This is a genomic window from Gammaproteobacteria bacterium (genome assembly GCA_030949385.1).
Lineage (GTDB): Bacteria > Pseudomonadota > Gammaproteobacteria > JAUZRS01 > JAUZRS01 > JAUZRS01.
On record JAUZSP010000002.1, the window covers coordinates 49,227 to 72,128 of the forward strand.

Sequence of the window (22,902 nt, forward strand, 5' to 3'; positions counted from 1 at the left end):
AAAATACTTTGATCGTTCGCTGGACTGGTCAATGATTGAAAGAGCGATGGATTCTAAAACAGGTAATCGCTCGTTTCGTGATTTCATTGAACAGATTGGGTCAAAATAGGTGATTGTGGTTGGTAGCAGCAACTTCTTGCAACGATGCTTCTATTACCTTTGTGCAATGGCCGAGTATGGTCAGATCCTTTAGAATACCCTGTTAAATTGTATTGTTTTCCTTCATCTTCCCCTCAGGAGTTTCCATGTCCTCTTCCGACCTAAGCCACGAACATCGCGTTCTAATTGCGATGCGTAAAACGCTCTCTGCCATTATCAAGGACGTCACCCCAGACCCTGGAACACGCCACCCTCTGACCGACAGCACCATCAATGACATTCGCCACTGTTTTGCGCTGATCTCTGCGCGGGAAAAAGAGCTGGCGGAAGAACGAGGCAATTATCAGCAAGCGCGGCCTCGTTTTGTGGATGAGCCGAGTGACACCAAGGTGGTGTCGTTGAGCAGCATTCGTAAGGTGAAGAGCGATAACAAGAGTACGGAGCAGTAACATGAGTCAGGAAAGCGGTGTGGATGAGCGTATGGAGCAGACCAAAGCGGTGATTCAGTTGCTCGACAGTTGGGGGGTGAACGCTGAGGATCGGACGTTGCTGTTGGGTTTGCCAAAAGAGATTAAATCACGGCATCTGGATCAGTTTCGTAAATCAACACCGTTGCCGGACGATGCCAAGGTTAATGAACACGTCGCTCATCTGATTGGAATTTACGATGCGCTGCGCACCAGTTACCCCACCAATGAAGGTATGGCGGCGATTTGGTTGAAAAAAGCCAATAAGAAATTTGATGATCGAGCGCCTTTAATGACCATGATTGAGGGTGGTTTGATGGGTTTAATGACGGTGCGAGCACACTTGGATTGCACCTTTGCTTGGTACTGGGCTGAGCAGAGCATGAAAAAATAGTATATTAAATAACACAAACTATTACCAAGGGGATAGTTTATTGCTCTTTCCTCTTGCCCTTAAGGGGTAATTGGCTTATAAAATGGGTAGGCTTCGTTGCATTAGACGTTGCGGTCGTTTTTTAAGGCAAGGGTGATGAGATGAGCCGGTTATTAAGTTTATCCAGAGCAGCTCGATTGGCGGGTGTTAGCCGTGGTGAAATTCAGGCCAAGATCCGCATGGGCGTTTTGACTACGTTTGAGGGCAGCGTGAAGTTGGACAATCTGTTGGTGGTCTATCCTGAGCTTGACGTTGAAGAGAGTGGCATGATTGAACGCACCGCACGCATTCGTGCTAACGCTCACACCAAATATCAGCACGATTGTTTGCCGTCTGAAGCGCAATTGGCGGCAGAAGTGAACCGGCTGAAAGTAGAGTTAAGCTCTGCTAATGCTAAAATTGAGAACTATCATCACTTGGTGATGAGTCTTAAAGAGCGTCTTTTGGGTATGCGAGCAGAATGCACTCATCAGCAAAAAGCGATGTTGCAAGCGGTGGTGCATTGGATGTCCCATAAGGTGGAACACTGGAAGTAGATCAGGCGATCTGCCACTGTTTTTGCTGAAAAATCTCCACGGGTTGATAGTCACCCTTGTAACTCATTTTGCGACACTCTTTGATCCAGTAACCCAAATAGAGATGTTCTAATCCCAACCGTCGTGCGTGTTGAATTTGCCAAAGAATGGCAAATTTCCCCAGCGCCCTCTTGTTCTGTTCGGGATCGAAAAAGGTGTAGACCGCTGATAAGCCGTTCTTTAGCTGGTCGGTAACTGCCACGGCCAGCAGCCGTTCCCCAAGTCGAAACTCCACAAACAGTGTCTCACCCCAATCGGTAATTAAAAACTGTTGATAGCTCTCTGAAGTGGGGTTGGCCATGCTGCCATCGCCATGACGAGAGTTGAGATAACGTGCGTAGAGCTGGAAGTGCTCCTCACAAAAGCCACTGTTTTTCACTGTGATGCTAAGATCTTGATTGCTTTTTTTGGTTGCGTCGTTGACTGCGGTTGGGTTGAAATTGATTGACCGGAATGCGAGCAGGCAGACAGGCCTGGCACTCGTCGCAGTAGGGCTGATAAACCATATTGCCACTGCGACGAAAGCCTTGCGCCACCAGTTGGCTGTAAAGCCGTTGGTTCATGTCGAGATTGGGGTCGATAAAACGATTGATGCAGCTTTCTTCGGGCAAATAATTGCACGGCTCTGGATGGGAGGCGTAGAGTAAAATTTGTTGTGTTTGCTGCATATTTAAGCGAACCCTACGGCGTTTTTAAGCAGTGCTTGAGCTGATTTTGAACGTGTTTTAGACCGAGTTTTTCTAAGTGCTTGATGTTTCGTTGTGGGATGATTTCGGGGTTGGGGTAGTGAAGAAGCACTTCTTCTAAATGGGCTTCGCGGATAAAGTGCAGCATTGGGTAAGGGGAGCGATTGCTGTAATTGCTCGGATCATCGGAGTGTGTGCCAGAAAAGTGGTAGTGGGGATGAAAGGTGGCAATTTGGATTTCACCCACCAAATCCTGTTCGTTAAGCAGTTGTTCTATCCAGTTAAGTTGATCGTTAAACTCAAAAAAATCATTCAGCATGCAAGGGATAATCAGCAGAGTGGTAGCAATGATGTTAGCAGCGGTTGTCTGTAAGCGGTGCAGTTCGGCGACAATATCTGCATGCAGATTTTGATTGTTCGTGGCCTGGCTGACGGCGTAATGCAGTTGTTGTTGCTCAACGACCGCCTCTGCAAACGGGCAGAGGTTTTCTTTGATCACAACATTGTGTAGCCAACAGTCGGTCTGTTGGATTATCTGTGGGTTTGAGTTCATCAGTGTTGCTTATTATGCTTTAATTTAATAAGCGCTGTGTGCTTGATTTTCTGGCAAGGTGATGTTGAGCTCCAGCACTTCATAGTCACCTTCGTGATCCATTTGTACTTTGACCTGATGATCTTCCACTTGCACGTATTTACGAATAACGTTAATCAGTTCTTCTTTTAGTGCCGGTAAATAGCTGGGGGTGCCACGTTGAGCACGCTCGTGAGTGATGACAATTTGTAATCTCTCTTTAGCAATGCGGGCGCTGTTATTTTCCCTCGGGGGGCGAAAACGTTCAAATAAATTCATAATATCTTCATCCAAATAGACGTTTCAAGAGGTTTTTCTTTTCCATATCAATAAACCGATAGGGCCTCTCTTTACCTAAAAATCGTGCTACCAGATCGTCGTAGGCTTGTCCGGCGTCACTTTCTTGATCCAAAATAATCGGCGTGCCTGAATTGGATGCTTTTAAAACGCTGGCAGACTCAGGGATAACACCGAGTAATTTAATACCAAGAATGTCTAAAATATCGTCAATGCTGAGCATCTCGCCGCTCTCCACCCGCTCAGGATTGTAGCGGGAGATCAGCAGGTGTTCTTTAATCGGCTCCAGCCCCTGTTCGGCACGGTAGGATTTGCTTTGTAAAATACCCAGAATTCGATCCGAATCTCGTACCGATGAGACTTCAGGGTTGGTTACCACCAGTGCTTCATCGGCGTAATAGAGTGCCATCAGCGCGCCGCGTTCGATGCCCGCTGGCGAATCACAAATAATGTACTCAAAGCCCATCTCTTTGAGCTGGTTCAATACTTCGCCAACGCCTTCACGGGAGAGGGCATCTTTATCTCGCGTTTGTGATGCGGGCAATATGTATAGATTTTTGACTCGTTTGTCTTTTATCAGGGCTTGATTGAGATTAGACTCGTGATTGATGACATTGACAAAGTCGTAGACCACGCGGCGTTCACAGCCCATGATCAAATCCAGATTGCGTAGGCCGACATCGAAGTCGATGACCACTGTTTTGTGCCCTGCTAACGCCAATCCGGTAGCAAGTGCGGCGCTGGTGGTGGTTTTCCCTACACCGCCTTTGCCGGATGTTGCGACGATGATTTTTGACAAAGTTAATCCTCCTGAACCTTGTATTGATTGCATTGATTTCAAATAGGACATTAATAGTAATGTCTTAAAAATAACAACGGCAGAAAAGCAGTCAACTTTGGCTGTCGTTGGTTGGGTGTCTCCGTGATATGGGTTTGTCGAGCTTGAAGGGGGGGCTTCCATGCACCCACCTTCATTATAAATGGGAAATGATAAGCCGGTCTCTCTCGTCTAAGCGAATTTGTACCGCTTGATTGTCTGAATCAGATTTTAACTCTTCAATTAGGCGATAATTGCCAGCTACAGAAACTAATTCGGCTTGTAGGCTTTGGCAGAATATTTGTGCGTTTGCATCGCCTTTTACTCCTGCCAGTGCTCTGCCTCTGAGGGTGCCATAAACATGGATTGAGCCATCGGCGAGCAATTCAGCGCCAGCACTGACTGAAGAGAGAATCACCAAATCCGCTTGTTTCGCATAGACCTGTTGCCCTGAACGCACGGGTTTATTGATTACTAACGGAGGAGAGGGGTGTTTCTGTGCGGTTTTTTCTGTGTCAGGTTTGCCGAGATGGCTCTCTGCAAAAATGGCCAAGTTCAGTTGTTTGGCTTGGCTGGCGTGAATGGAGCGGGCAGGACGAATTCCAACGGGGATTAAACCGTGTTCGCGCAGTTGCCGCGTTAATGCTTTCAGGTCGATCTCCCGTTCGTCGCTTAATTCCGATAGGTCAATCATAACGGGTGCGTTCTGAAAAAAATCTGGTGACTGTTTGAGTTTTTCATCTAAGGCCGTTTCTATGGCGTTGAGATTGGGGTCGATTACCTGCAAAACAGTGAGGGTAAAGGCATTGGCTTTAAAACGCAGTGCCGTTGCAGGGGGTGTGGTCATGCCATTGATCCAAAAAAAATCATCGTTGAGGTCTGTTTATACCGTGCTGAAAAAAAAAGGGCAAGGGGCAGATGGGGGCGTTATTTATCTTAATCGACTTGCAAAGCAAAAAGTGCAGTGCAAGACTGCCTATTGATCAAAACAGGACAAAATATTGAGGTGAGATATGCTTGAGTTGGCAACGGCGCTGGGTGTGAAAGCAAATAAAATGTTACTGCTCGGTTCGGGAGAGCTGGGCAAAGAGGTGGCGATTGAAGCACAGCGCCTCGGTATTGAGGTGATTGCTCTGGATCGTTACGCCAATGCACCCGCGATGCAGGTGGCGCATCGTTCTTATGTGGTGTCGATGTTGGATGGGAAGGCGTTACGACAGATCATCGAAACAGAACAGCCCGATTACATCGTGCCTGAAATTGAAGCCATTGATACCGAGCTGCTGCTGGAGTTGGAGAACGAAGGATTTAATGTGGTGCCGACGGCGCGTGCGGCGCGTTTAACGATGGATCGAGAAGGCATTCGTCGTCTGGCCAGTGAAACGCTGGCGCTGCCGACATCTCCTTATTTCTTTGCGGACAGTGAGGCAGAGTATCGAGCGGCCATTGAGCAGCTTGGTCTGCCCTGCGTGGTGAAGCCGGTGATGAGTTCATCGGGTAAGGGGCAGAGTTTGATTTCGACAGCTGCCGAGATTGATTCTGCTTGGCAGTACGCGCAGCAAGGCGGACGAACAGGGCCAGGTCGTGTGATTGTCGAAGGGTTTGTTGAATTTGATTATGAAATCACCTTGTTGACCGTTCGGCATAAAAGCGGTGTCTCGTTTTGCCAGCCCATCGGTCACTTACAACAAGAGGGGGATTACCGTGAATCGTGGCAGCCACAACCCATGAGTGACGTTGTGTTAGAAAAATCCAAGTTGATTGCGAAAAAAATCACCGATGAGCTGGGTGGTTGGGGTCTGTTTGGGGTTGAGCTGTTTATTAAGGGTGATGAGGTGATTTTTAGCGAAGTCTCACCGCGTCCACACGATACGGGTATGGTGACAATGATCTCACAGGATTTGAGCGAGTTTGCTTTGCATGTGCGGGCTATTTTGGGTCTGCCTATTCCTGCGATTCGTTATTACGGTGCGGCTGCCTCTTGTGTGATCTTGGCTGAAGGTGAAGGGCAATCACCGCGTTTTCACGGTGTGGCAGAAGCGTTGGCGGAGCCAGATACTCAGATTCGTCTGTTTGCTAAGCCAGAGGTTTCCGGTGTGCGGCGTATGGGGGTGGCTCTGGCATTGGGCGATGATGTGCAGCAAGCACGAGACAAAGCCCGTGCAGCGTCAGCCAAGGTAAGCGTGAGCTTGGATCAACCGAATTGATTGTCATTGACCCTGTGCAGGGGCTTTGCCATAGTGGAACATCGTCGTTTATGAAGAAAAGGATTGGGTTATGAAATCATCTTTATTAGCGGGTTTATTGCTCATGGCTGTGATGCAACCGTTGGCGGCGGAATACGCGCCTAAAACGTGGAGCCAAGACATTAAAAATTTGAATCGTCTGCACAATCCGGTCTTGTTGGATATTCCGGTGATGAATTACACCGGCATCAATTACTACACGATGAAATATTGGCCCAAAGGCACCATCGGATTGTTGCAGCCGTTAAACAGCGTGGGCTTTGATCAAATTGAACCCGCCGCAGGCGCAGCGGAATCAAGAGAGGTCAGAGGGCTGAGCCTCTACAGAGTGATGAATAATATGGGCCTGTCTCAAAGCGTGCTGGAAGAGCGACCTTAAAAACTCTGTTTTAACTCCAAAAAGAGACGGTCGTTGTCGGCAATTTGGCTGAAAGGAAATTGCTCACCTGCTTGGTAGGTAACAATTCCGCCAGTGAGCAGCAGCGCATCTTTAAGTTCATATTGAGCAGAGAACCGACTGAAACCGCCGTCGTTGCCCTCAGCACCAAACAACGAAACCAGCGCGGTAAGACGCAGCTGCTGGTGAAGAAAATCCCCCACATAACGCACGGCTGTCTGCCAGTTGTCTTGCAGAACGCCGCTGTTTTGCAGTGCCAATTGATAATCGGGGGTGTGGCGATTGAGCAGCTCCAGTGACAATTGGGTGTCGCTGAAACCGGCGTAGTCCAGTCCTAACAACGTATCAACGCGACTCTGCGGCTGAGTCGGCAAGCTGCTGTAACGCAGCTCATCCAGATAGGCGATTTCTGCTTTAAACAACCAACTGCCAGAGGCGATGTTAAAGGCGCTGCCGAGCATCTTGATGCGTTGATGTTGCTGAATCGGTTGGCCATTGACGACGTTCAGATAAGGGGTGTCATCATACACATCGGCAGCGTAAAGAGAGAGATCCCAGCCATTGAAGATGCCGTTCAGCGCCAGTGCCGTTTCGCTGTTGGCGAGGCTGCTGTCGGGCAGCTGTTCTGCGGGAGCCAAACGGGGCAGTGGGTAAAAATCACTGCCGAAACTGGGGTTTTTATTAAAGCGGATCTCAGGGATCAGCATCGCGCTCAGACTCCAGTCGCCGAAATAATAATCCAACTTGGCCATCGCCAGTGGCAGACGCAGATCTTCAATATCCACCATGCCGGGTTCACGGTTGTCGATGGGGTTGATTAAATCTGTGACCCGAATGCTGTCGGACTTGCCCCACACCACCACTTGACGACCGATTTTGAGATCCAGATTTTCGCTCAGTGAACCCTGTAAGTAGGTTTCGCCCAGCTCGATCTCGCTCTCCATGTCGTCCAACAGCGTCTGTTGGTACTGTTCGCTGCCGTTGATTTGGTAACTGGCATCGTAAAAGGCGTAGCCACTGAGGCGACTTTTCCAGTTACCGAAGTTGTAGTCGTGTTGCAGATTCATTTTGGCGCGCAGGCGTGAGAGGCCTCGGTAGTCTGTTGCGCCCGCTGCGGGGGCAGCGTGGGCGTAGTTGTCACTGGCAGAGAGAGAAACAGAGCCGCTGAATGAGCTGGCGGAGACCTCTTCCACAGCGGTGCTGCTGATGTTGGCATCGCCTTCAGTGTTATCAAAACCGCTCAACAGATCATCCAGAGCCGGATTTCGGTTCTGACTTGCTTCATCTGCGGGCGTTTCGAAGCCTTGCAGCAGTTGATCCAGATCGGCTTCGCTGTTTTCAGCAGCCTTGATGGCAGAGCTTAATAAGAGTCCAGTCACGAGGGCACTAAATAAGGCAGCTCTCATATTTAGAGTCCTTTCTCAATGCCACGCAGGCTGAAGGTGGTTTTATCCAGTTTTTGGTTGTAACGCACATTACTGAACTTGAGGATGGTTTTGTGCAAGGTGGATTTGCCCTCTTTGCTGGTCATGCTCATCTCGGTGGCAGTCCAAATGCCGTCGATCTGTTGCAGTTTTTTGATGTCCAAATACTTCATCCGCTTGCCTTTATTGACCCAGTGCAGCGCACGCACGCCAACAAAGTTGTCTTGGCGAACAAAAATAATGGATTTTTTATAGCCGCTCTCTTCAATCTCTTTTTTGGTCTGTGGAATCGCTTCAATGACCCAGGTTTTATCTCCTCGTACCTTGGCTTCTTTGAGGATTTTATAGGTGTAGGCCGCCAAATTTTTATCGCTCATATCGGAGTAGTTGAAGTCCGATCCCATAAAGCTGCCACTTTTATCACTGGAGGCGATGCGTTTGCTTTTGCGCAGCGCGGGTAGGTAGAGCCACTGATCGTCGTCTTTTTCTGTGTCGTCGTAGTCGTAAGTTAAAAAGGCGGTGTTTTTGACCGAAGCGGGGGTGAGGAAAAATAGGCTGGTCTGTTTGTCTTCGCCTTGGTATTTAGAATAGCGGCGAATTTTCCGGCTGCGCTGGTGGCCCTTTTTGTCAATTAGGATCATCTCCATATCGGAAATGCCGTGATCACCTGTGTCACGATCTTGTACTTTTTGCATGATTTCACGAGCGGTTAATTCGGCGGCGTTGGCGCTGCTGGGCAACAGGCCGATGAGCAGAGCGAGTGCGGCTAGGCTGGTGTAGAGGGAGTGTGTTTTGATTTTCATGGCGATGACCTCGGTAAATTCTGATTGTATTTAACTAACTGGTTGGTTAAAGTGTGACCCAAGTATCCAAAGGATCGTTGCTGCTGTCAAGTTTTGTTTCTTTTGGTGTGATGAATATGGCTTATTAAGCACGAACAGCGTGTGGGAGAAAAGAGTATGGAACAGGTGCGTCACAAAATAGAGTTGGCCTTTGGTCGCTTGGGCTATCGTATTTTTCAGAATCGAGTGCTGTTTTTAGTACCGATGGTGGTTTTGTTAGCGCTGCTGATTTCCGGCTTGCCTAAACTGAGCATTGATACCTCTACCGAGGGATTTTTGCATAAGAGTGATCCAGCACGGGTGAGTTACAACCGGTTTCGAGATCAGTTTGGTCGTGATGAGAAGATGGTGGTGGCGGTTAAGGTAAAGGATCTGTTTCAGCGCCAGACACTGGAGAAGCTGCGGGATCTGCATTACGAGCTTGAGCAAGAGGTGCCGTATCTAAAAGAGATCACCAGTCTGATTAACGCCCGTAACACCACCGGTGATGCCGACAGTTTGATTGTGGAGGATCTGTTTGTTAACTGGCCAGAGAGTGAGGCTGATTTGGCGCAGATTAAACAGAGGGCGTTGAGCAATCCGCTGTTGAAAAATTTGGTTCTCAACGAAGCTGGGACGTTTACTGCGATGGTGTTGGAGTCCAATACTTACGCAGAAGAGGAAGACAGTGAAGCGGATCTGATGGCAGGTTTTGATGATGCGCCTGTGAGCCGTAGCGATGCGCCGCAAGCCTATTTGACGGACGAAGAGAACAGCCGCATGGTGCAGGCGGTTGAGGCCATTGTGGCGAAATATCAATCCGCTGATTTTGTTATTTACACTGCCGGTTCACCGAATGTGACCGATGCATTGAAGCGTTCCATGACCAGCGATATGGCTAAATTTATCGGTTTGGTGATTTTGACCATCATTTTCTTTTTAGCTGTGCTGTTTCGTCGTGCTTCAGGTGTTTTGTTGCCGTTGTTGGTGGTGATTTTATCGGTGATGAGCACAATGGGGTTGATGTCACACGCCGGTGCGCCGATTCAGACGCTGACCCAGATCATCCCTTCTTTGCTGCTGGCGGTGGGAGTGGGTGCGTCGATTCATATTTTGACCATTTTTTATCGTTATTACGATCAAGATGATAATAATAAGGCGGATGCAATTGCCCATACGCTGGAGCATTCGGGCTTGGCGGTGATGATGACCTCCTTGACCACGGCGGCAGGGTTGGCTTCGTTCTCTTTTTCCAGCGTGGCTCCGGTGGCCAATTTGGGTATTTTTGCCAGTTTGGGCGTGTTGTTGATTTTTCTCTACACCACGGTGCTGTTGCCTCTGCTGTTGAGTCTGTTGCCGATTAAATCCAAACAACAGCAGGCGCATGAACATCATGACCTGACCCAGAAATTCTTGCTGTGGGTGGCGCATTTTTCGGTGCATCACCGTGGTAAGGTGATTTTGGTTAGCATGATTTTTATGATCTTAACCCTCTTTTCTGCGTCTCAATTGCGTTATTCACACAACCCGTTAAATTGGTTCCCAGAGCAGCATTCGGTGCGGGTGGCAACAGAAGTCATTGATCGGGAGATGCAGGGTTCGATTACGGTGGAGATGGTGATCGACACTGAAAAAGAGAACGGTCTCTATGATCTGTCGGTGTTAAAACGTTTGGAGAGTTTGTCAGCGTACGCCGAGCAAATTAAAACCGACGACTATTTCGTCGGAAAAGTGGTCTCTCTGGTGGATGTAATCAAAGAGATTCATCAGGCTCTAAATGAAAATCGGCCTGATTTTTATCGGTTGCCAGAAGATGCAGATCTGATTGCACAGGAAATTTTGCTGTTTGAGAACAGCGGCAGTGATGATTTGGAAACTTTGGTGGATTCTGGTTTTAGTCAAGCACGGATGACGATTAAGGTGCCGTGGGTGGATGCCATTGCTTATTTGAGCCTGTTGCAAGATTTGGAGGATAAATCCGCTGAACTGTTTGCGGGTAAAGCAACGGTCACCATTACCGGCATGATTCCGTTGTTGGCGCAAACCATTACCGCTGCTATTTTTAGCTCAGGGGTCAGTTATTTGTTGGCGTTTGTGGTTATTACCGTGATGATGATTTTAATGTTGGGCAGTTTTAAATTGGGTCTGATCAGCATGTTGCCCAATCTGTTTCCGATTTTTACCGTGATGGCGGTGATGGTGGTGTTTAATATTCCCTTGGATCTATTCACGATGTTAATCGGTTCGATTGTGATCGGTATGGCGGTGGATGACACCGTGCATTTTATGCACAATTTTAAACGCTATTATGATAAATCCGGTGACGCAGAAGAGGCGGTGCGTTTGACTTTGGTCAGTACGGGGCGGGCGATGTTGGTGACATCCATTGTGCTCAGTGTTGGTTTTTTTGTTTATGTTTTTGCCAGTATGAACAATTTAATTGGGTTTGGTATTTTGACCAGCATCGCCATTATTATGGCTCTGTTGGCGGATTTTTTCCTTGCGCCTGCCCTGATGGCGTGGTTGTATCGGAAAAAATAAGTGGCTAAAAGGAGTAAGTTGTGAAGCCTAATTTGCTTAATATTGAGTCGGCTCAGCAGGAGCCACCACCTCGGTTTGCCCTGTTTCAGTTGGGGTTTCGCCCCTTCTTTCTCGGTGCCGGTTTGGTGACGGCCAGCTTGGTGGCGCTGTGGCTTCATCTCTATTTTTCGGGGGTGGCTATCAGTAGCCATTACAGCAATCTTCAGTGGCACAGTCATGAGATGGTATTTGGTTTTGCGGTGGCGATTATGGCCGGTTTTTTACTCACCGCAGTAAAAAATTGGACAGGAATTGCGACCACCACGAGTCGCAGTTTAAGGTTGCTGGTGACGCTCTGGTTGGCCGGTCGGCTGTTGGTTTACTTGCCGATGCCAGCGTTGATTTTGGTGGCGGTTGATCTGCTCTTCTTGCCGCTGTTGGCTTGGTTTCTTTGGCGGCCTTTGTGGAAAGCCAAACAGAAGCACAACTTTTTTATGCCGGTGATGTTGTTGGTGATGGGCGGTTTAAACACGTTGTTTCACCTAAACATTCTTGGGGTTTTTAATGGGCTTTCCACTACTGAGTTGGTGAACATTGCCATCTGGTTAATCATGTTGCTGATGTTGCTGATGGTGCTGATGGTGCTGATGGTGCTGATGGTGCTGATGGTGGTGATGGTGGTGATGAGTGGCCGAGTTATTCCTCTGTTTATTGAGAATGGCTTAGGTGTTCAGTGTCGAAAATGGCTTTGGTTGGAACTGCTTTGCATTGCTGGGGTGATCTCAATGGCTCTGCTGGAAACTCTGTTGGCTAATCCGGTGTGGTTGGCGGCAACAGCAATGGTGGTGGCAACACTGCATGCTATTCGGCTTTCGGGCTGGTGGCATAACGCCGCTTTTTCGGTGCCATTGTTGTGGGTTTTGCAGTTGGGTTATCTCTGGTTGATTGTGGGTTTCTTTTTTAAGGCGTTGGTGGCTCTGAATGTGTTAATGCCGCTGTTTGCTGTTCACGCTTTGGTAATGGGAGGGCTGGGGGTGATTGGCTTGGGCATGATGGCACGAGTGGCCTTGGGGCATACAGGACGTGCTTTGCAGAGTGCCCCTTTGATGAGCTGGGCGTTTATTGCGGTTAATTTGGCGGTCTTGATGAGGGCGGTTGTGGCTCCTCTGTTTATCGAAAACTATTCCACTTGGATTGTTTTATCCGGTAGTTTCTGGGTGCTGGGCTTTACCCTATTTCTGTGGGTTTATCTGCCTATATTGATTCAATACTTCGGACAGTTTTAAACCTGAATAGCCCCATACTCACTCAGCTCATGGTAAACCGCCTCGACTTTTTGACAAGATCTCTCCAAACCTAACTTGTCAAAAAGTATTTTCATCAAATATTGATTGAATTTCTTGCGTCGCCACGAGGCAATCGAAATCACCGAAGGCTCAGGGTTGTTTTTGTCCTTACGGTCTTCCAGCTTCAATAAATTCAGTGCGGTGAACGAGGCATTAATATGAGTTTGAATGGCCTCTGGGCAACGCGCTTGGCAATCCATTAAACCCGTATGTTGCTTGGCTTCACGAAACAAAAATTCAATCTGAAAACGAGCGGTGTAATATTCGACAATCTTTTCTGGAGCCAACTCCGAATCCGTAGAAAACAGCAGAGCCGAACGGACTTTTGTCTTCTGCTCCCATCGCAGCAGCACCACACGGATTTTCCGTTTGAAACAACACGAGTGAACCACGGCGCTGTAAATCGATACCCCCTTATCCATTACGCCACACGCATCAAAACGGGACAGCTCCGTTTGGAAATTGACTTTACCATCGTACGTTTTAGGACGTCCTTTGCCACCGTATTCGCCCTCAAAATACCAGCTTAGGTTGGCATCTGAACGCAGCTTTCCAATCAGGTGTAAGTCATCTGAACAGACCGCATCGACAAACTTCACCTTGCTGTAGTAGGCGTCTGCGGTAAGGTAGCGAATGCCTTGCGCTTGAAGATCACAGGCAAGGTCACAAACCTGTTTCGCGTAGCAGTCCACTCGGCTCTCACCCTCTTTCTGTTCCGAGTCCAACGTTTGGCGAGCCTCCAGCGCGTAAGCGGTTCGACTTTGAAGATCAATTCGGCAAACCAACGACAACTCCAATCCCACCATGGCTTGCCCCAAAGCGCCGTTGTAAAACCAACCCAACCCTGCTGTTTTCTGACCACTTTTTTTCATAAAGCTGGCATCAATGGCGGCAATTTGATCGTGCTTTTGTGGCAGCTCTTTTTGAAGTAGGCGTCTGTTGAATTGTGCAAAATCAAATGAACGTCGAAACCAACGCGACAGACGTTTTTCATGCAACGAACTGTAACGACTCAAATTACGAAAAGTGGCTTTCCCTTGAAAAACCATCAATGCGGAAAACAGAGCTGAGAGAAAAAGACGTTGTGGTTTTTTAACACTGGACATGGAGAGTAAAACCGATTCTACTATGGATTCCACGGGCGGCCTTCTTTGATTGTCGTTTTTTGAGAACTCTATTTTCTCAGAATCCGCCTGTGGTTCCTATCTTTTTCTCTCTAAAACTGTCCGAAGTATTGTTGATTCGTTCACGAGTGGATGGCAAGTTGGGCTAAGGTCTATTTTTTACGATTTGGAGTAACGAAATGTTGAGACGTTTTCGCAGAGTATCTGTTTTTTTGGTGATTTTTTTTACGCTGGGTGTGAGTTCTTCGGTTTTGGCTGAGAGTTTACAACCGGCTTCACTGGAGGATCAGTGGGGTAAAAAGCAGACGCTGAGTTATGTGGACGGTTGGTTTATTTTGGCAGCGGATAAAACCAGAGGTGAGTGGGTGAAGGAGAGCCTGTTGGCACTGAAGGTGACGGATTTGACCAAGCATAAATTGGTTTATGTTGCTGATCTCTCCAGTATTCCCAGTTTTATGCTGAGCTTTGTTGGTTTGCCTATTTTAAAAGAGTTGCCGTTTAAGGTTTTATTGGATCGAGAGGGTGAAGTCAGTAAAACATGGCCTCGAAAAGAAGATAAGATAACGGTTTTTTTGAGTCAGAAGGGTGAGGTTAAAGAAGTACGATTTTTTGACTCTCAAGAGAGTTTGGAGGGTTTTTTGAGATCGAATATTTTAATTTAAGCCCCTTCATAGATGGAGGAGCCGATTTTTTTGGCTACACAAACAGCTCAGCCAATTTCTTCCCAGGCTGTTCAGCGCGCATAAACGCCTCTCCAACTAAAAAAGCATGAACTTGGTTTTTACGCATCAGCTCGACATCCGGTTTCGCATGAATGCCACTCTCTGTCACCAGTAGAACACCCTCAGGAATCATCTCCAACATGTCCAGCGTGGTGTTTAGGCTGGTCTCAAAGGTACGCAGATTACGATTGTTGATCCCAATCAGTGGTGCGTTGAGATGGATAATGCGGATATTTTGTGAATGCTCACTCTGTACACGACAAAAAACAGTAAGATATTGAATTACTTGATATAAAAAAAGAAGCTAATTATTTAAGATTTAGAGTTGTCCTTTAACGATGAAAAAGAGGAACGCATAAAACTTGAGTATCTCAATCACGAGCAGGTGTTGCTCTCTTGGCCAAGATATTTACAGTGCAAAAAAACCTTATTTTGTTCTGAATTTTTTCAGATTGGAGGAAATAATGTCTTGATGAGGGAGGGAAGTAGGTTTATTATCCAGCTCCACTGGAGAAGCTCGTTATGAGGCTTTTGTTCTTTTTATGGGCGTGTCTGTAGTTTGAATGGCTCGTTTGAGCGACATACTATTGCCATTTTATGCTGGTTGGGTTTTAGGTTTCGATAGAGGATGTGCTTGGGGTTGAATCTGTCTCACCCTGAATATAAACACAACGATAATCTATGAAAGATAGATGTTTTTAGCATCTTTAATTTAGTTTTTGCAGAAGGGGATAATATGAAAAAATTACCAATAGGTATAGATTTAGGAACGACGAATTCGGTAGTAGCCTATTTAGAAAATAGTTCAATTAAATACCTAAGATTTAGAAATCAAGAGTCTATTAGTTCTGTTATGCTTTACAAGGATGGAAAAGTTACAATAGGCAGCATGGCAAAGAAAAAAGCAGTATCAAATCCTAGTAATTTTATAAAATCTTCAAAAGTTTTTATGGGTGACAGTGACAAGGTCTGGAATATAGAAGATAAGGTTTTCACCCCAACAGATATAGCTGGAGAAATTTTAAAAGAAATAAGAAAAATGTTAGATAAAAAGTTCCCTGATGTTTCTAGGTTCGTAGCTGTAATTACTGTGCCCGCTTATTTTACTTCTACACAGATTGATGAAACTAAAAAAGCAGGTGAAATGGCTGGTTTTACAATCAAGCAAATTATAACAGAGCCGGTTTCGGCAGCAGTTGCGTATGGGTTTGAAGATGAGCTTAATCAAAAACTATTCATTGTTGATATTGGTGGCGGTACTTTTGACACATCTATCTTAAAAGTATCGAATAGGGATTTTGAAACATTAGCCATTGATGGTGATAATAAGTTGGGCGGGGATGATTTCGATAATTATATCTTAGAGTACCTATTAAAACATATTAGAAAAGAGCGTGGGGTTAATTTAGCCTCGCTTACAAAATCAGGTATTTCTGAAGAAGAGTATAACAAATCCAAGCAGGTGTTGATTGCAAAATCTGAGGAGGTTAAAAAGGAGCTTTCAGAATATGATGAGGTGGAGGTTGAAATATCAAATCTGTTAAGTGGTTATAATCTATCCACAAAAATTAGTCGTGTTATGTTTGAGGAGATGGCCTCTATTACCATTGATAAAATTAAAAGAACGATTAAAAAGACTCTGGATGATTCTCAGCACTCATCATCAAATATTGATAAAGTTGTTTTGGTTGGAGGTAGCTCTAAGATCCCTATTGTGAGGAAGTTCGTTACGGAACTGTTTGGTAAAGCTCCTTACTCTGATAAACCCCTTGATAAGCTTGTAGCAATGGGAGCTGCGATAATCGCGCAAGAGGATAATGCGGTTAATATTAGGGATATTATCTCTCACTCATTGGGTATTGAAGTGGTAGATGATAAGTTTTCACCCATCTTAAAAAGAAATGATCACTACCCTATTTCTCATACCCAGACTTATACTACGACAGTGGATTTTCAGCAGAGTGTCGATGTGAATGTCTATGAAGGTGAAGATGAAGATGATGTTCATAATGATGAATTTTATGGCGGCTTTGCTCTGACAAATATAGAACAAGCTCATGCAGGTGTTCCTCAGATAGAGGTTACATTTGAATTTGATAAAAACAGAATTTTAAAGATAACCGCTAAAGATCTGGGGAGTGGTTCAGTTAAAAGTGAAAATATTGAGATTGATAAAGGTGTAAAAAAAAAGATAACACCTGATTTGAAGCCATTTGATATTGCTTTGGTTATTGATGTTTCTGGCAGTATGTGTGGTTATCCTCTTGAAAAAGCAAAAGAGGCTTGTACGATGATGGTGTCAAGTATGATAGATTTAAACTCACATCGAGTGGGTTTGGTTGAGTTTGACTCTTATGCAAATACCTTGGCGTATTTATCAAATGATAGAGCGTTATTAGAAAATGCCATTGCAAACTTATCTTGTAAGGGAGGGACGGATATAGCCGATGGGCTCAGAGAAACAAGGCAAGAGGTTTTAGTTAGATCTGAGAACAGGAAGTTAGTAATTTTGGTTACGGATGGGGGGTCATCTGAAAATCCAGCAATTCTAGAATCCAACCGATTAAAAACAGAGGGTGCAAGAGTTGTCTCTATTGGAGTGGGTCAAGGGGTAAATGAAGGGCTGTTAGAAAACATTGCTTCAAACGGTGATTATTACCAGATAGATAGTATTGATGATTTAGAAAACATATTTCAAAAAATTTCAAGTTCACTTAAAGTGATATAGATCGGTTAATAAGGAAAAGAGATGACAAGCGAAGCAATATTTGAAGACGTAGAAGGTACGTTTATAGGCATTGATTTAGGAACATCTAACTCAGTAGTAACCTATTTTAAAAATAATAATTTTGAGCAGGTGAAGTTTAGAAATAAAAAAATAATTCCATCTGTATTGTATTATGAGAGTAAAGATAAAGTGATCTTTGGTGATAAAGCCCTTAAGAAGGGGGTTGGCAGCCCAGAGTTTATGATCAAAGAATTTAAGAGAGATCTGGGCAGTAAAGTTAAATACACCATTTCGTTTCCATCAGAAGAAAAGGAAGAGGTTGAAGGTGGGGTGTTTATTATTGATACCAATATATTTATTGATGAGCCGTTTGTATTGAAACAGTTTTCAAAAAATGATGATGTTAAATTATCAAAAACCGTTGTAAGTGAGTTGTCTAATCTAGAGAAGAACAAAGATGTAAAAGAGAGTGCTGCTATGGCATTGGAGAGCATTAATGAGTATAAATTAGAAAGGAATATAGCGTTAGAAGACAGTTGTTTAGATCTTTTGTCAGAAGATTTAACCAGTAACAGTAGGAATGATGATAATGATAATAGAATCTTGAGTATTGCCAAAAATTTCACCAATGAAGTTTCTAATAAGCGTGTCTATCTTTTAACGAATGATAAAGGCTTAACAAGCAAGGCTGAGGGTGAAAAGGTTGCGGTTGTAAATTACAGTGAGTTTAATCATGACAAGTCTCAAAAAACAAGTGAAAACAGTGATCAAGAAATACATGTGACACCTAAAGAGGCCAGCAAGAAGCTCTTGAGTTACATAAAAGAGGTGAGTGAGGTGTCTCTCGGTGAGGATATTCAAAAAGCGGTTATTACTGTCCCAGCAAATTTTAATCCGGCTCAGATAGCGCTGGTAAAAGAAGCGGGGGAAGAGGCTGGATTTGATGAGGTAGCGATTCAAAAAGAGCCTGTTGCGGTTGGTTTTGCTTATGCTATGGATGAAGAGGGTGATAAAACAATTTTAGTCTATGATTTTGGTGGCGGTACTTTTGATGTTTCTTTTTTGAAGATAGAGAATGGAAATATAGAAGTAGTAGAGACTGATGGAGATAATAGTCTGGGAGGAAAAGACATCACCAATAAATTACGAGAGTTTATTTTTGATAAAATATTAGATGAAAATGATGAGTTGGATATGTTTGATAAAGCCAGCAGCAATCTTTCCCAAAAAGATTACGATATGAATCTCTCTAAAATTTCAAATGAAGCCGAGAGGGTGAAGATAGAGTTGTCTGAATATGATGAGGTTATGTTGTCTATTTCAAATTTAATGGGTGCCGGTGATTCTGTATTTAATCTAGAATTTGAAATCAGTAGAAAAGAGTTTGAAAATGAGATAGCTGACATTAGAAAAAAGTCTATGGACATTGTTAAAAATCTTATAGAGCGTTCAGGCATTGACAGATCAGATATTGACGAAATAGTGATGGCTGGAGGAAGCTCATCTATTCCCAGTATTAGGGAGAGTTTAAAAGATCAGTTGGGTATCAAGCCTAAAAAAAGTATAGATACTTCAGTGGTCATTTCACAGGGCGCAACGGTAGAAGCAATCAGGCGTTTTTCAGATATGAAAAGCATTCAAGACAAGATTGTTTATAATGATACTGCGTTACATGATTTTGGTATTGGCATTAAAGACCTTAATTTTGATTTGATTATTCCAAAAGGAAGCAGTTTACCCATTAAGGGGATAAAAGACTATACAAATCAAAAAGACAATCAAGAGACCATTGAGATAAAAGTGTTCCAACGAAAATCAACTTACCCAGATGTAAAAAAGACACATGATAAGGGGATCGATTTGGTGGATGAAATTATTATTGGAGGCATTCCTCCAAGTAAAGTTAATGAGTTGACTATCAGGGTTGCCTTTGAGTTAACAAAAGATGACAGTTTGTCGGTATCGGTATCTATTTTAGATAAGAATGACACTGAAATACACTCAGATCACTTGAATATTTCAAAGGCTTCAGATGTTTGATTTTACAGAGATAGACAGATTAAATAAATTTTTTAAGTCTTTGCTAGAAGACCAATTTTTATTGGTTTACATAGAAGATAGGGTGGTGAAAAAAGAAGGTGATAAAAATACCGATGATAATCACTTGCACTTGTTTAAAATAACAAAGAGTAGATCGTCTATTTTTGAAAAAATAACCTCAGTGGATGCATTAGATGATGTTAAGGATGAGATAAAAAATGCCTACAAGGGGTTTTCAGATAATTTTTTAGATTATTTTGATAGGGTGGATGGTGAGCTTAAACAAAAACATCGGAAAAGTTTTGAGATTATTGAAAAAATGATTAAAAGTCGAGCTAAAAAGCTTAGCAATACGGTGGAAAAGTTTGGAATTGAGGGGGCTTGGGGAGTGTCAAAGATGCAAGAGGAGTTCTATTTTAGTGTACAAAAGAACTTGGAGGATATATTGGATAACTTACTGCCAACAATATCAACGGGGATGAGGGAGAGCAATGCCTATAATGGCGTTTTAAACTGTTTAAATGAATTTTTGTCTAAACTAGGTGTTTATACATTAGATATAGATATGAATAAAGAATGTGATTACAACACTATTTCCCCTCAAAATTGTGAAGATTGTGAAACAGATGACGGCAGTAAAAAAGACATGATTAAAGAGTTGATCTCTTATCCCTATGTATTAAATGAAGAGCAGGTAATTATGGAAGGAAAAGTTATGTTGTGGAAGGTCGTGCATAATGGATAAGTTACTTTTGGGGATTGATTTTGGAACATCCACCAACTTCGTTACAAAGTACGATTTTTCTAAAAAGGATGCTGTCCCTGTGGCCAATATGGGTGGGTATGGCGGAACAAATATATTTGATAATAATATCTACATCCAGAGTGAAGATAACTATGTGATTGGTGACAGTAAAAAACAACACTCTGATCCTGAGAACTTCTTTGAGGATGTTAAGCGGTATATCGTTGATGACAAAAAAAGGTACAGAGTTCCAAACCTGAATAACAGGGCTGTTTCAGCTCAAGATATAGCGGAGATGGTGTTTAAAAGTATTGCTAAAAAAGTGGAAGAAAATGAGAATAAAAAGATTGATGGGGTTGTTATTACGGTTCCTTATTCGTACGGTAAAAAATATCGTCAACGGTTGCAAGAGGCGGCAACCAATGCGGGGTTAAAGGTTATCAGGCTTATAGAAGAGCCTGTTGCTGCGGCCATATCCTATGGGATTTTTGGCGATGATATTAAAGAGGATAAAAAAGAGAAGATTGCCGTTTTTGATTTAGGTGGTGGGACATTTGATATTACTATTTTTGATTTTGAAAAGAGTGATGCACAGCACGCCAAAATTGAAGTGTTAAACACGGATGGCGTTGAAAACCTTGGTGGTAAGACAGTGGATGAACTGTTGTCTAAAAAATTTATGGATCATCTTAAAATAGATTACTCTATTTTTTCAAAAGATAAAGAGAGGATTAAATTTCAAAGTGAATTAAATAAGACTGCAAAAAATACAAAAGAACTTTTGTCTGAGAGTGATGAGGAGGAAATTTATGAGAATGTCTCCATCAACGGCGAATCCAAAGAGTTGGAGTTGAATGTTTCAGTGGATGGCTTTAATGGTTGGTTAAAAGATAACAACATCCTTGGGAAGATAGAGGATGCTTTAGAGAGAGCTGTTTATGATATTGATTTAGAGCCTGAGGATATAGATCGAGTTGTTTTGGCGGGAGGCACTTCCACTATTCCTATCATTAAAAGCACGGTAGAAGCCTTTTTTGGTAGAAAAAGTGAAGCAAAAAAGGATTTAGGTGAGCTTGTAGGGCACGGTGCTGGAATCTTAGCTGGCTTGTCCGAAGACAGTTCATTGAAATACACAGTGATTAGAAAAACATCTAAAAATATTGGTGTTGCCCGTGGTAATAAATTTAAAAAAATACTGCATAAAAATACAAAATATGGAGAAGAGTCAGCACTAATGGGACAAAAGCTAATGAATAGAGAGGCGTCATCTTTAAATGTCACTTTTTATGAGGGTGATTCTGCAAAAATAGAAGACAGTGAAAAAATAGGTGTGGTGAAGATTAATGGAAAAGAGTTCTCTTCGGAGCAAATTTATATCTCTTTGATAAGAGAAGATAAAAGGGATTCAAAAATCAAGGCATTTTTTTATAATAAGGATAAAGATCGGGTTTTTGAAGGGTATTTAGAGGATGTATAGATGGGGTTTTTGAGTACGTTAAAAAAGTGGTTTGGCATGAGTAAGAACAATAAAGCCGATAATGAAAAGGAGTTGGATATGAGTGAGTGTAAAAATAGCCTTAATTTAGATTATGAAGGTGTTCAGAAGGCTTTTAATAAGATTAAGAGTAAAAGTAACAAGGATTTTTCTGGATTAGAAGATGCGTTGTCTGAACTGGAGGGAAAGTTTAATAACTTGGCAGAAAATAAAAAGCAGGAAGAGTTAAATGGAGTAAAATTTACTCAATTGAGTAAAGACCTAGGTGATTTGAAAAGTAAAAATAATGATTTAGGTCGCGCTGGCGTTATGAAAATTATGCATCGTATGGAAGAACAGAGGATATTATCTGAGCATGAACAGTTGCTTAAAGAGATTGAGTGTATTAAATACACTTTAACTGAGCTTGCAGAGGATGGGGGTAAAGCTAAATATCAGGAGAATTTTTTAAGAAAAATTTCAAACTTCATGAGTGAAATTGATAAAAAGATTAAGGGTATAGATTATTTTGCCTCTAGTAAGGATGTACATGAAATTTATAATAAAATAAAGGGGTTTGAAAGGGATAGTGATGCTTCGAGTAAACGGCTGGCTAATAAAATAAATGGGATTAAAATCCCAGAGCCTCAAAAAATTCCAAATGACTACCTAAAAAAAGATGATTTTGAATTAACTATTAATGAAAAACTGAAAGATATTAAGGATATAAAAGAGAGCAGTGAAAGTCTTGATGTGGTTCCGGCAAAACTGAATAGGATAGACGATGATCTAAAGAAGCTGTCTGAGAAAATGGATAATTTGCCATCTTCAAATGGGTTTCAGTCTCAGAAAAATATTCCAAAAGAAGAGAAGTCCATTGTCGATCTGGCTAAGTATATGACTGATGGTATTGCTCAATTTGAAAATATAGCAAAGGTATACCTCTCTAAGGTGGATGAGTTAGAAAAAGTTGATAAGCGAAAAAATGAACATGAAGAGGCTTTGAAGAGAGAGAAGGAAGCTGGGCTTAAGGTGGGAGAGGATAAAGGAAAAATCGATCTAATCAAAAAAATATATGATGATTTTCCAAAAAAGTTTGAGGAGATAAAGTCGTCTTTCGATGATCAGTTAAAAGAAAGGTTTGAAAAAGGTGAGGTTTTAGATATTAATGGTGAGAATATAAATGAATATCGCGCTTTGATTAACGACTCTATTGAGGGTGGTAAGTATAAAGTGATTTCTCCTGCGATAGTGTTCTTAGGGGGAGATGTTTTATTGAAGGCTAATGTTGTGAAGAAAGCCGCTGCGAAGAAAGCCGCTGCGAAGAAAGGAACTGATAAGAAAATTGATGGGAAGAAGGGGGATTAATA

General features: G+C 43.3%; 21 protein-coding genes and 1 pseudogene. 13 read left to right on the plus strand and 9 right to left on the minus strand.

The genetic code is table 11. From position 1 onward, the window contains the following. The first annotated feature begins 245 nt into the window (after positions 1–245). The 3 genes from Q9O24_02235 to Q9O24_02245 all read left to right on the plus strand — a co-directional run bounded on the left by Q9O24_02235 (position 246) and on the right by Q9O24_02245 (position 1,535). Complete coding sequence (locus Q9O24_02235; protein ID MDQ7073979.1) at positions 246–548, plus strand: segregation and condensation protein A; 303 nt, start codon at positions 246–248, stop codon at positions 546–548. A gap of 1 nt (position 549) precedes the next feature. Next, positions 550–960, plus strand: coding sequence for a DUF2384 domain-containing protein (locus tag Q9O24_02240; protein ID MDQ7073980.1), 411 nt, complete (start codon positions 550–552; stop codon positions 958–960). A 140-nt stretch (positions 961–1,100) separates the two neighbouring features. Further along, the gene (locus Q9O24_02245) at positions 1,101–1,535 is read left to right on the plus strand and encodes a hypothetical protein (GenBank protein MDQ7073981.1); all 435 of its coding nucleotides are present in this window, start codon (positions 1,101–1,103) and stop codon (positions 1,533–1,535) included. Position 1,536: 1 nt separating this feature from the next. On the opposite strand, the pseudogene Q9O24_02250 reads toward Q9O24_02245, so the two are convergent. The 5 genes and pseudogenes from Q9O24_02250 to minC all read right to left on the minus strand — a co-directional run bounded on the left by Q9O24_02250 (position 1,537) and on the right by minC (position 4,792). Further along, positions 1,537–2,242: pseudogene (locus Q9O24_02250) on the minus strand (arginyltransferase). Between the two features lie 13 nt (positions 2,243–2,255). Then, positions 2,256–2,813 carry a DUF1415 domain-containing protein gene (locus Q9O24_02255; GenBank protein ID MDQ7073982.1) on the minus strand — a complete coding sequence of 186 codons (558 nt, stop codon included), beginning with the start codon at positions 2,811–2,813 and terminating at the stop codon, positions 2,256–2,258. Between the two features lie 24 nt (positions 2,814–2,837). Further along, positions 2,838–3,110: a cell division topological specificity factor MinE gene (minE, locus tag Q9O24_02260; protein MDQ7073983.1), complete on the minus strand. Its 273-nt coding sequence runs from the start codon at positions 3,108–3,110 to the stop codon at positions 2,838–2,840. Positions 3,111–3,117: 7 nt separating this feature from the next. Further along, positions 3,118–3,927 (minus strand): septum site-determining protein MinD, encoded by an 810-nt coding sequence (gene minD, locus Q9O24_02265; GenBank protein ID MDQ7073984.1) that lies wholly within the window; start codon positions 3,925–3,927, stop codon positions 3,118–3,120. Positions 3,928–4,102: 175 nt separating this feature from the next. Continuing rightward, positions 4,103–4,792 (minus strand): septum site-determining protein MinC, encoded by a 690-nt coding sequence (gene minC / locus Q9O24_02270; protein ID MDQ7073985.1) that lies wholly within the window; start codon positions 4,790–4,792, stop codon positions 4,103–4,105. 166 nt (positions 4,793–4,958) lie between these two features. Between minC and purT the strand changes: the two genes are divergently transcribed. Both purT and Q9O24_02280 read left to right on the plus strand, forming a co-directional pair. Next, complete coding sequence (gene purT / locus Q9O24_02275) at positions 4,959–6,152, plus strand: formate-dependent phosphoribosylglycinamide formyltransferase (protein ID MDQ7073986.1); 1,194 nt, start codon at positions 4,959–4,961, stop codon at positions 6,150–6,152. A 70-nt stretch (positions 6,153–6,222) separates the two neighbouring features. Beyond that, positions 6,223–6,570 carry a hypothetical protein gene (locus tag Q9O24_02280; GenBank protein ID MDQ7073987.1) on the plus strand — a complete coding sequence of 116 codons (348 nt, stop codon included), beginning with the start codon at positions 6,223–6,225 and terminating at the stop codon, positions 6,568–6,570. Here the strand turns inward: Q9O24_02280 and Q9O24_02285 are convergent. Then, positions 6,567–7,967 (minus strand): DUF1302 family protein, encoded by a 1,401-nt coding sequence (locus Q9O24_02285; protein ID MDQ7073988.1) that lies wholly within the window; start codon positions 7,965–7,967, stop codon positions 6,567–6,569. The two genes, Q9O24_02280 and Q9O24_02285, sit on opposite strands and share 4 nt — an antisense overlap. Positions 7,968–7,996: 29 nt before the next feature. Beyond that, positions 7,997–8,815, minus strand: a complete 819-nt coding sequence (locus Q9O24_02290; protein ID MDQ7073989.1) for an outer membrane lipoprotein-sorting protein — start codon at positions 8,813–8,815, stop codon at positions 7,997–7,999. 156 nt (positions 8,816–8,971) lie between these two features. Here Q9O24_02290 and Q9O24_02295 point away from each other — a divergent pair, with 156 nt between their 5' ends. Then, complete coding sequence (locus Q9O24_02295) at positions 8,972–11,374, plus strand: MMPL family transporter (GenBank protein ID MDQ7073990.1); 2,403 nt, start codon at positions 8,972–8,974, stop codon at positions 11,372–11,374. Between the two features lie 20 nt (positions 11,375–11,394). Then, on the plus strand, positions 11,395–12,639 hold the full coding sequence (locus Q9O24_02300) for an NnrS family protein (protein MDQ7073991.1): 1,245 nt from the start codon (positions 11,395–11,397) through the stop codon (positions 12,637–12,639). On the opposite strand, the gene Q9O24_02305 is transcribed toward Q9O24_02300, so the two are convergent. Then, positions 12,636–13,838, minus strand: a complete 1,203-nt coding sequence (locus tag Q9O24_02305) for a transposase (GenBank protein MDQ7073992.1) — start codon at positions 13,836–13,838, stop codon at positions 12,636–12,638. The two genes, Q9O24_02300 and Q9O24_02305, sit on opposite strands and share 4 nt — an antisense overlap. Before the next feature lie 164 nt (positions 13,839–14,002). Here Q9O24_02305 and Q9O24_02310 point away from each other — a divergent pair, with 164 nt between their 5' ends. After that, positions 14,003–14,485 (plus strand): hypothetical protein, encoded by a 483-nt coding sequence (locus Q9O24_02310; GenBank protein ID MDQ7073993.1) that lies wholly within the window; start codon positions 14,003–14,005, stop codon positions 14,483–14,485. Positions 14,486–14,519: 34 nt separating this feature from the next. On the opposite strand, the gene Q9O24_02315 is transcribed toward Q9O24_02310, so the two are convergent. Then, positions 14,520–14,828 carry a hypothetical protein gene (locus Q9O24_02315; protein ID MDQ7073994.1) on the minus strand — a complete coding sequence of 103 codons (309 nt, stop codon included), beginning with the start codon at positions 14,826–14,828 and terminating at the stop codon, positions 14,520–14,522. 453 nt (positions 14,829–15,281) lie between these two features. Between Q9O24_02315 and Q9O24_02320 the strand changes: the two genes are divergently transcribed. The 5 genes from Q9O24_02320 to Q9O24_02340 are packed head-to-tail and all read left to right on the plus strand — an operon-like array spanning position 15,282 to position 22,900. Beyond that, the gene (locus Q9O24_02320) at positions 15,282–17,273 is read left to right on the plus strand and encodes an Hsp70 family protein (protein ID MDQ7073995.1); all 1,992 of its coding nucleotides are present in this window, start codon (positions 15,282–15,284) and stop codon (positions 17,271–17,273) included. A 21-nt stretch (positions 17,274–17,294) separates the two neighbouring features. Then, positions 17,295–19,313, plus strand: coding sequence for an Hsp70 family protein (locus tag Q9O24_02325; protein ID MDQ7073996.1), 2,019 nt, complete (start codon positions 17,295–17,297; stop codon positions 19,311–19,313). Beyond that, complete coding sequence (locus tag Q9O24_02330) at positions 19,306–20,058, plus strand: hypothetical protein (GenBank protein ID MDQ7073997.1); 753 nt, start codon at positions 19,306–19,308, stop codon at positions 20,056–20,058. The genes Q9O24_02325 and Q9O24_02330 overlap by 8 nt, the downstream gene beginning before the upstream one ends. Then, complete coding sequence (locus Q9O24_02335; protein MDQ7073998.1) at positions 20,051–21,535, plus strand: Hsp70 family protein; 1,485 nt, start codon at positions 20,051–20,053, stop codon at positions 21,533–21,535. The genes Q9O24_02330 and Q9O24_02335 overlap by 8 nt, the downstream gene beginning before the upstream one ends. Further along, the gene (locus Q9O24_02340; protein MDQ7073999.1) at positions 21,536–22,900 is read left to right on the plus strand and encodes a hypothetical protein; all 1,365 of its coding nucleotides are present in this window, start codon (positions 21,536–21,538) and stop codon (positions 22,898–22,900) included. Positions 22,901–22,902 lie beyond the last annotated feature (2 nt).

What these genes read in the sequence shown, in the direction of transcription:
- Q9O24_02235 (MDQ7073979.1), top strand. Translation starts at nt 246, where the DNA reads ATGTCCTCTTCCGACCTAAGCCACGAACATCGCGTTCTAATTGCGATG.
- Q9O24_02240 (MDQ7073980.1), top strand. Translation starts at nt 550, where the DNA reads ATGAGTCAGGAAAGCGGTGTGGATGAGCGTATGGAGCAGACCAAAGCG.
- Q9O24_02245 (MDQ7073981.1), top strand. Translation starts at nt 1,101, where the DNA reads ATGAGCCGGTTATTAAGTTTATCCAGAGCAGCTCGATTGGCGGGTGTT.
- Q9O24_02255 (MDQ7073982.1), bottom strand. Translation starts at nt 2,813, where the DNA reads ATGAACTCAAACCCACAGATAATCCAACAGACCGACTGTTGGCTACAC.
- minE (MDQ7073983.1), bottom strand. Translation starts at nt 3,110, where the DNA reads ATGAATTTATTTGAACGTTTTCGCCCCCCGAGGGAAAATAACAGCGCC.
- minC (MDQ7073985.1), bottom strand. Translation starts at nt 4,792, where the DNA reads ATGACCACACCCCCTGCAACGGCACTGCGTTTTAAAGCCAATGCCTTT.
- purT (MDQ7073986.1), top strand. Translation starts at nt 4,959, where the DNA reads ATGCTTGAGTTGGCAACGGCGCTGGGTGTGAAAGCAAATAAAATGTTA.
- Q9O24_02280 (MDQ7073987.1), top strand. Translation starts at nt 6,223, where the DNA reads ATGAAATCATCTTTATTAGCGGGTTTATTGCTCATGGCTGTGATGCAA.
- Q9O24_02290 (MDQ7073989.1), bottom strand. Translation starts at nt 8,815, where the DNA reads ATGAAAATCAAAACACACTCCCTCTACACCAGCCTAGCCGCACTCGCT.
- Q9O24_02295 (MDQ7073990.1), top strand. Translation starts at nt 8,972, where the DNA reads ATGGAACAGGTGCGTCACAAAATAGAGTTGGCCTTTGGTCGCTTGGGC.
- Q9O24_02310 (MDQ7073993.1), top strand. Translation starts at nt 14,003, where the DNA reads ATGTTGAGACGTTTTCGCAGAGTATCTGTTTTTTTGGTGATTTTTTTT.
- Q9O24_02320 (MDQ7073995.1), top strand. Translation starts at nt 15,282, where the DNA reads ATGAAAAAATTACCAATAGGTATAGATTTAGGAACGACGAATTCGGTA.
- Q9O24_02325 (MDQ7073996.1), top strand. Translation starts at nt 17,295, where the DNA reads ATGACAAGCGAAGCAATATTTGAAGACGTAGAAGGTACGTTTATAGGC.
- Q9O24_02330 (MDQ7073997.1), top strand. Translation starts at nt 19,306, where the DNA reads ATGTTTGATTTTACAGAGATAGACAGATTAAATAAATTTTTTAAGTCT.
- Q9O24_02335 (MDQ7073998.1), top strand. Translation starts at nt 20,051, where the DNA reads ATGGATAAGTTACTTTTGGGGATTGATTTTGGAACATCCACCAACTTC.
- Q9O24_02340 (MDQ7073999.1), top strand. Translation starts at nt 21,536, where the DNA reads ATGGGGTTTTTGAGTACGTTAAAAAAGTGGTTTGGCATGAGTAAGAAC.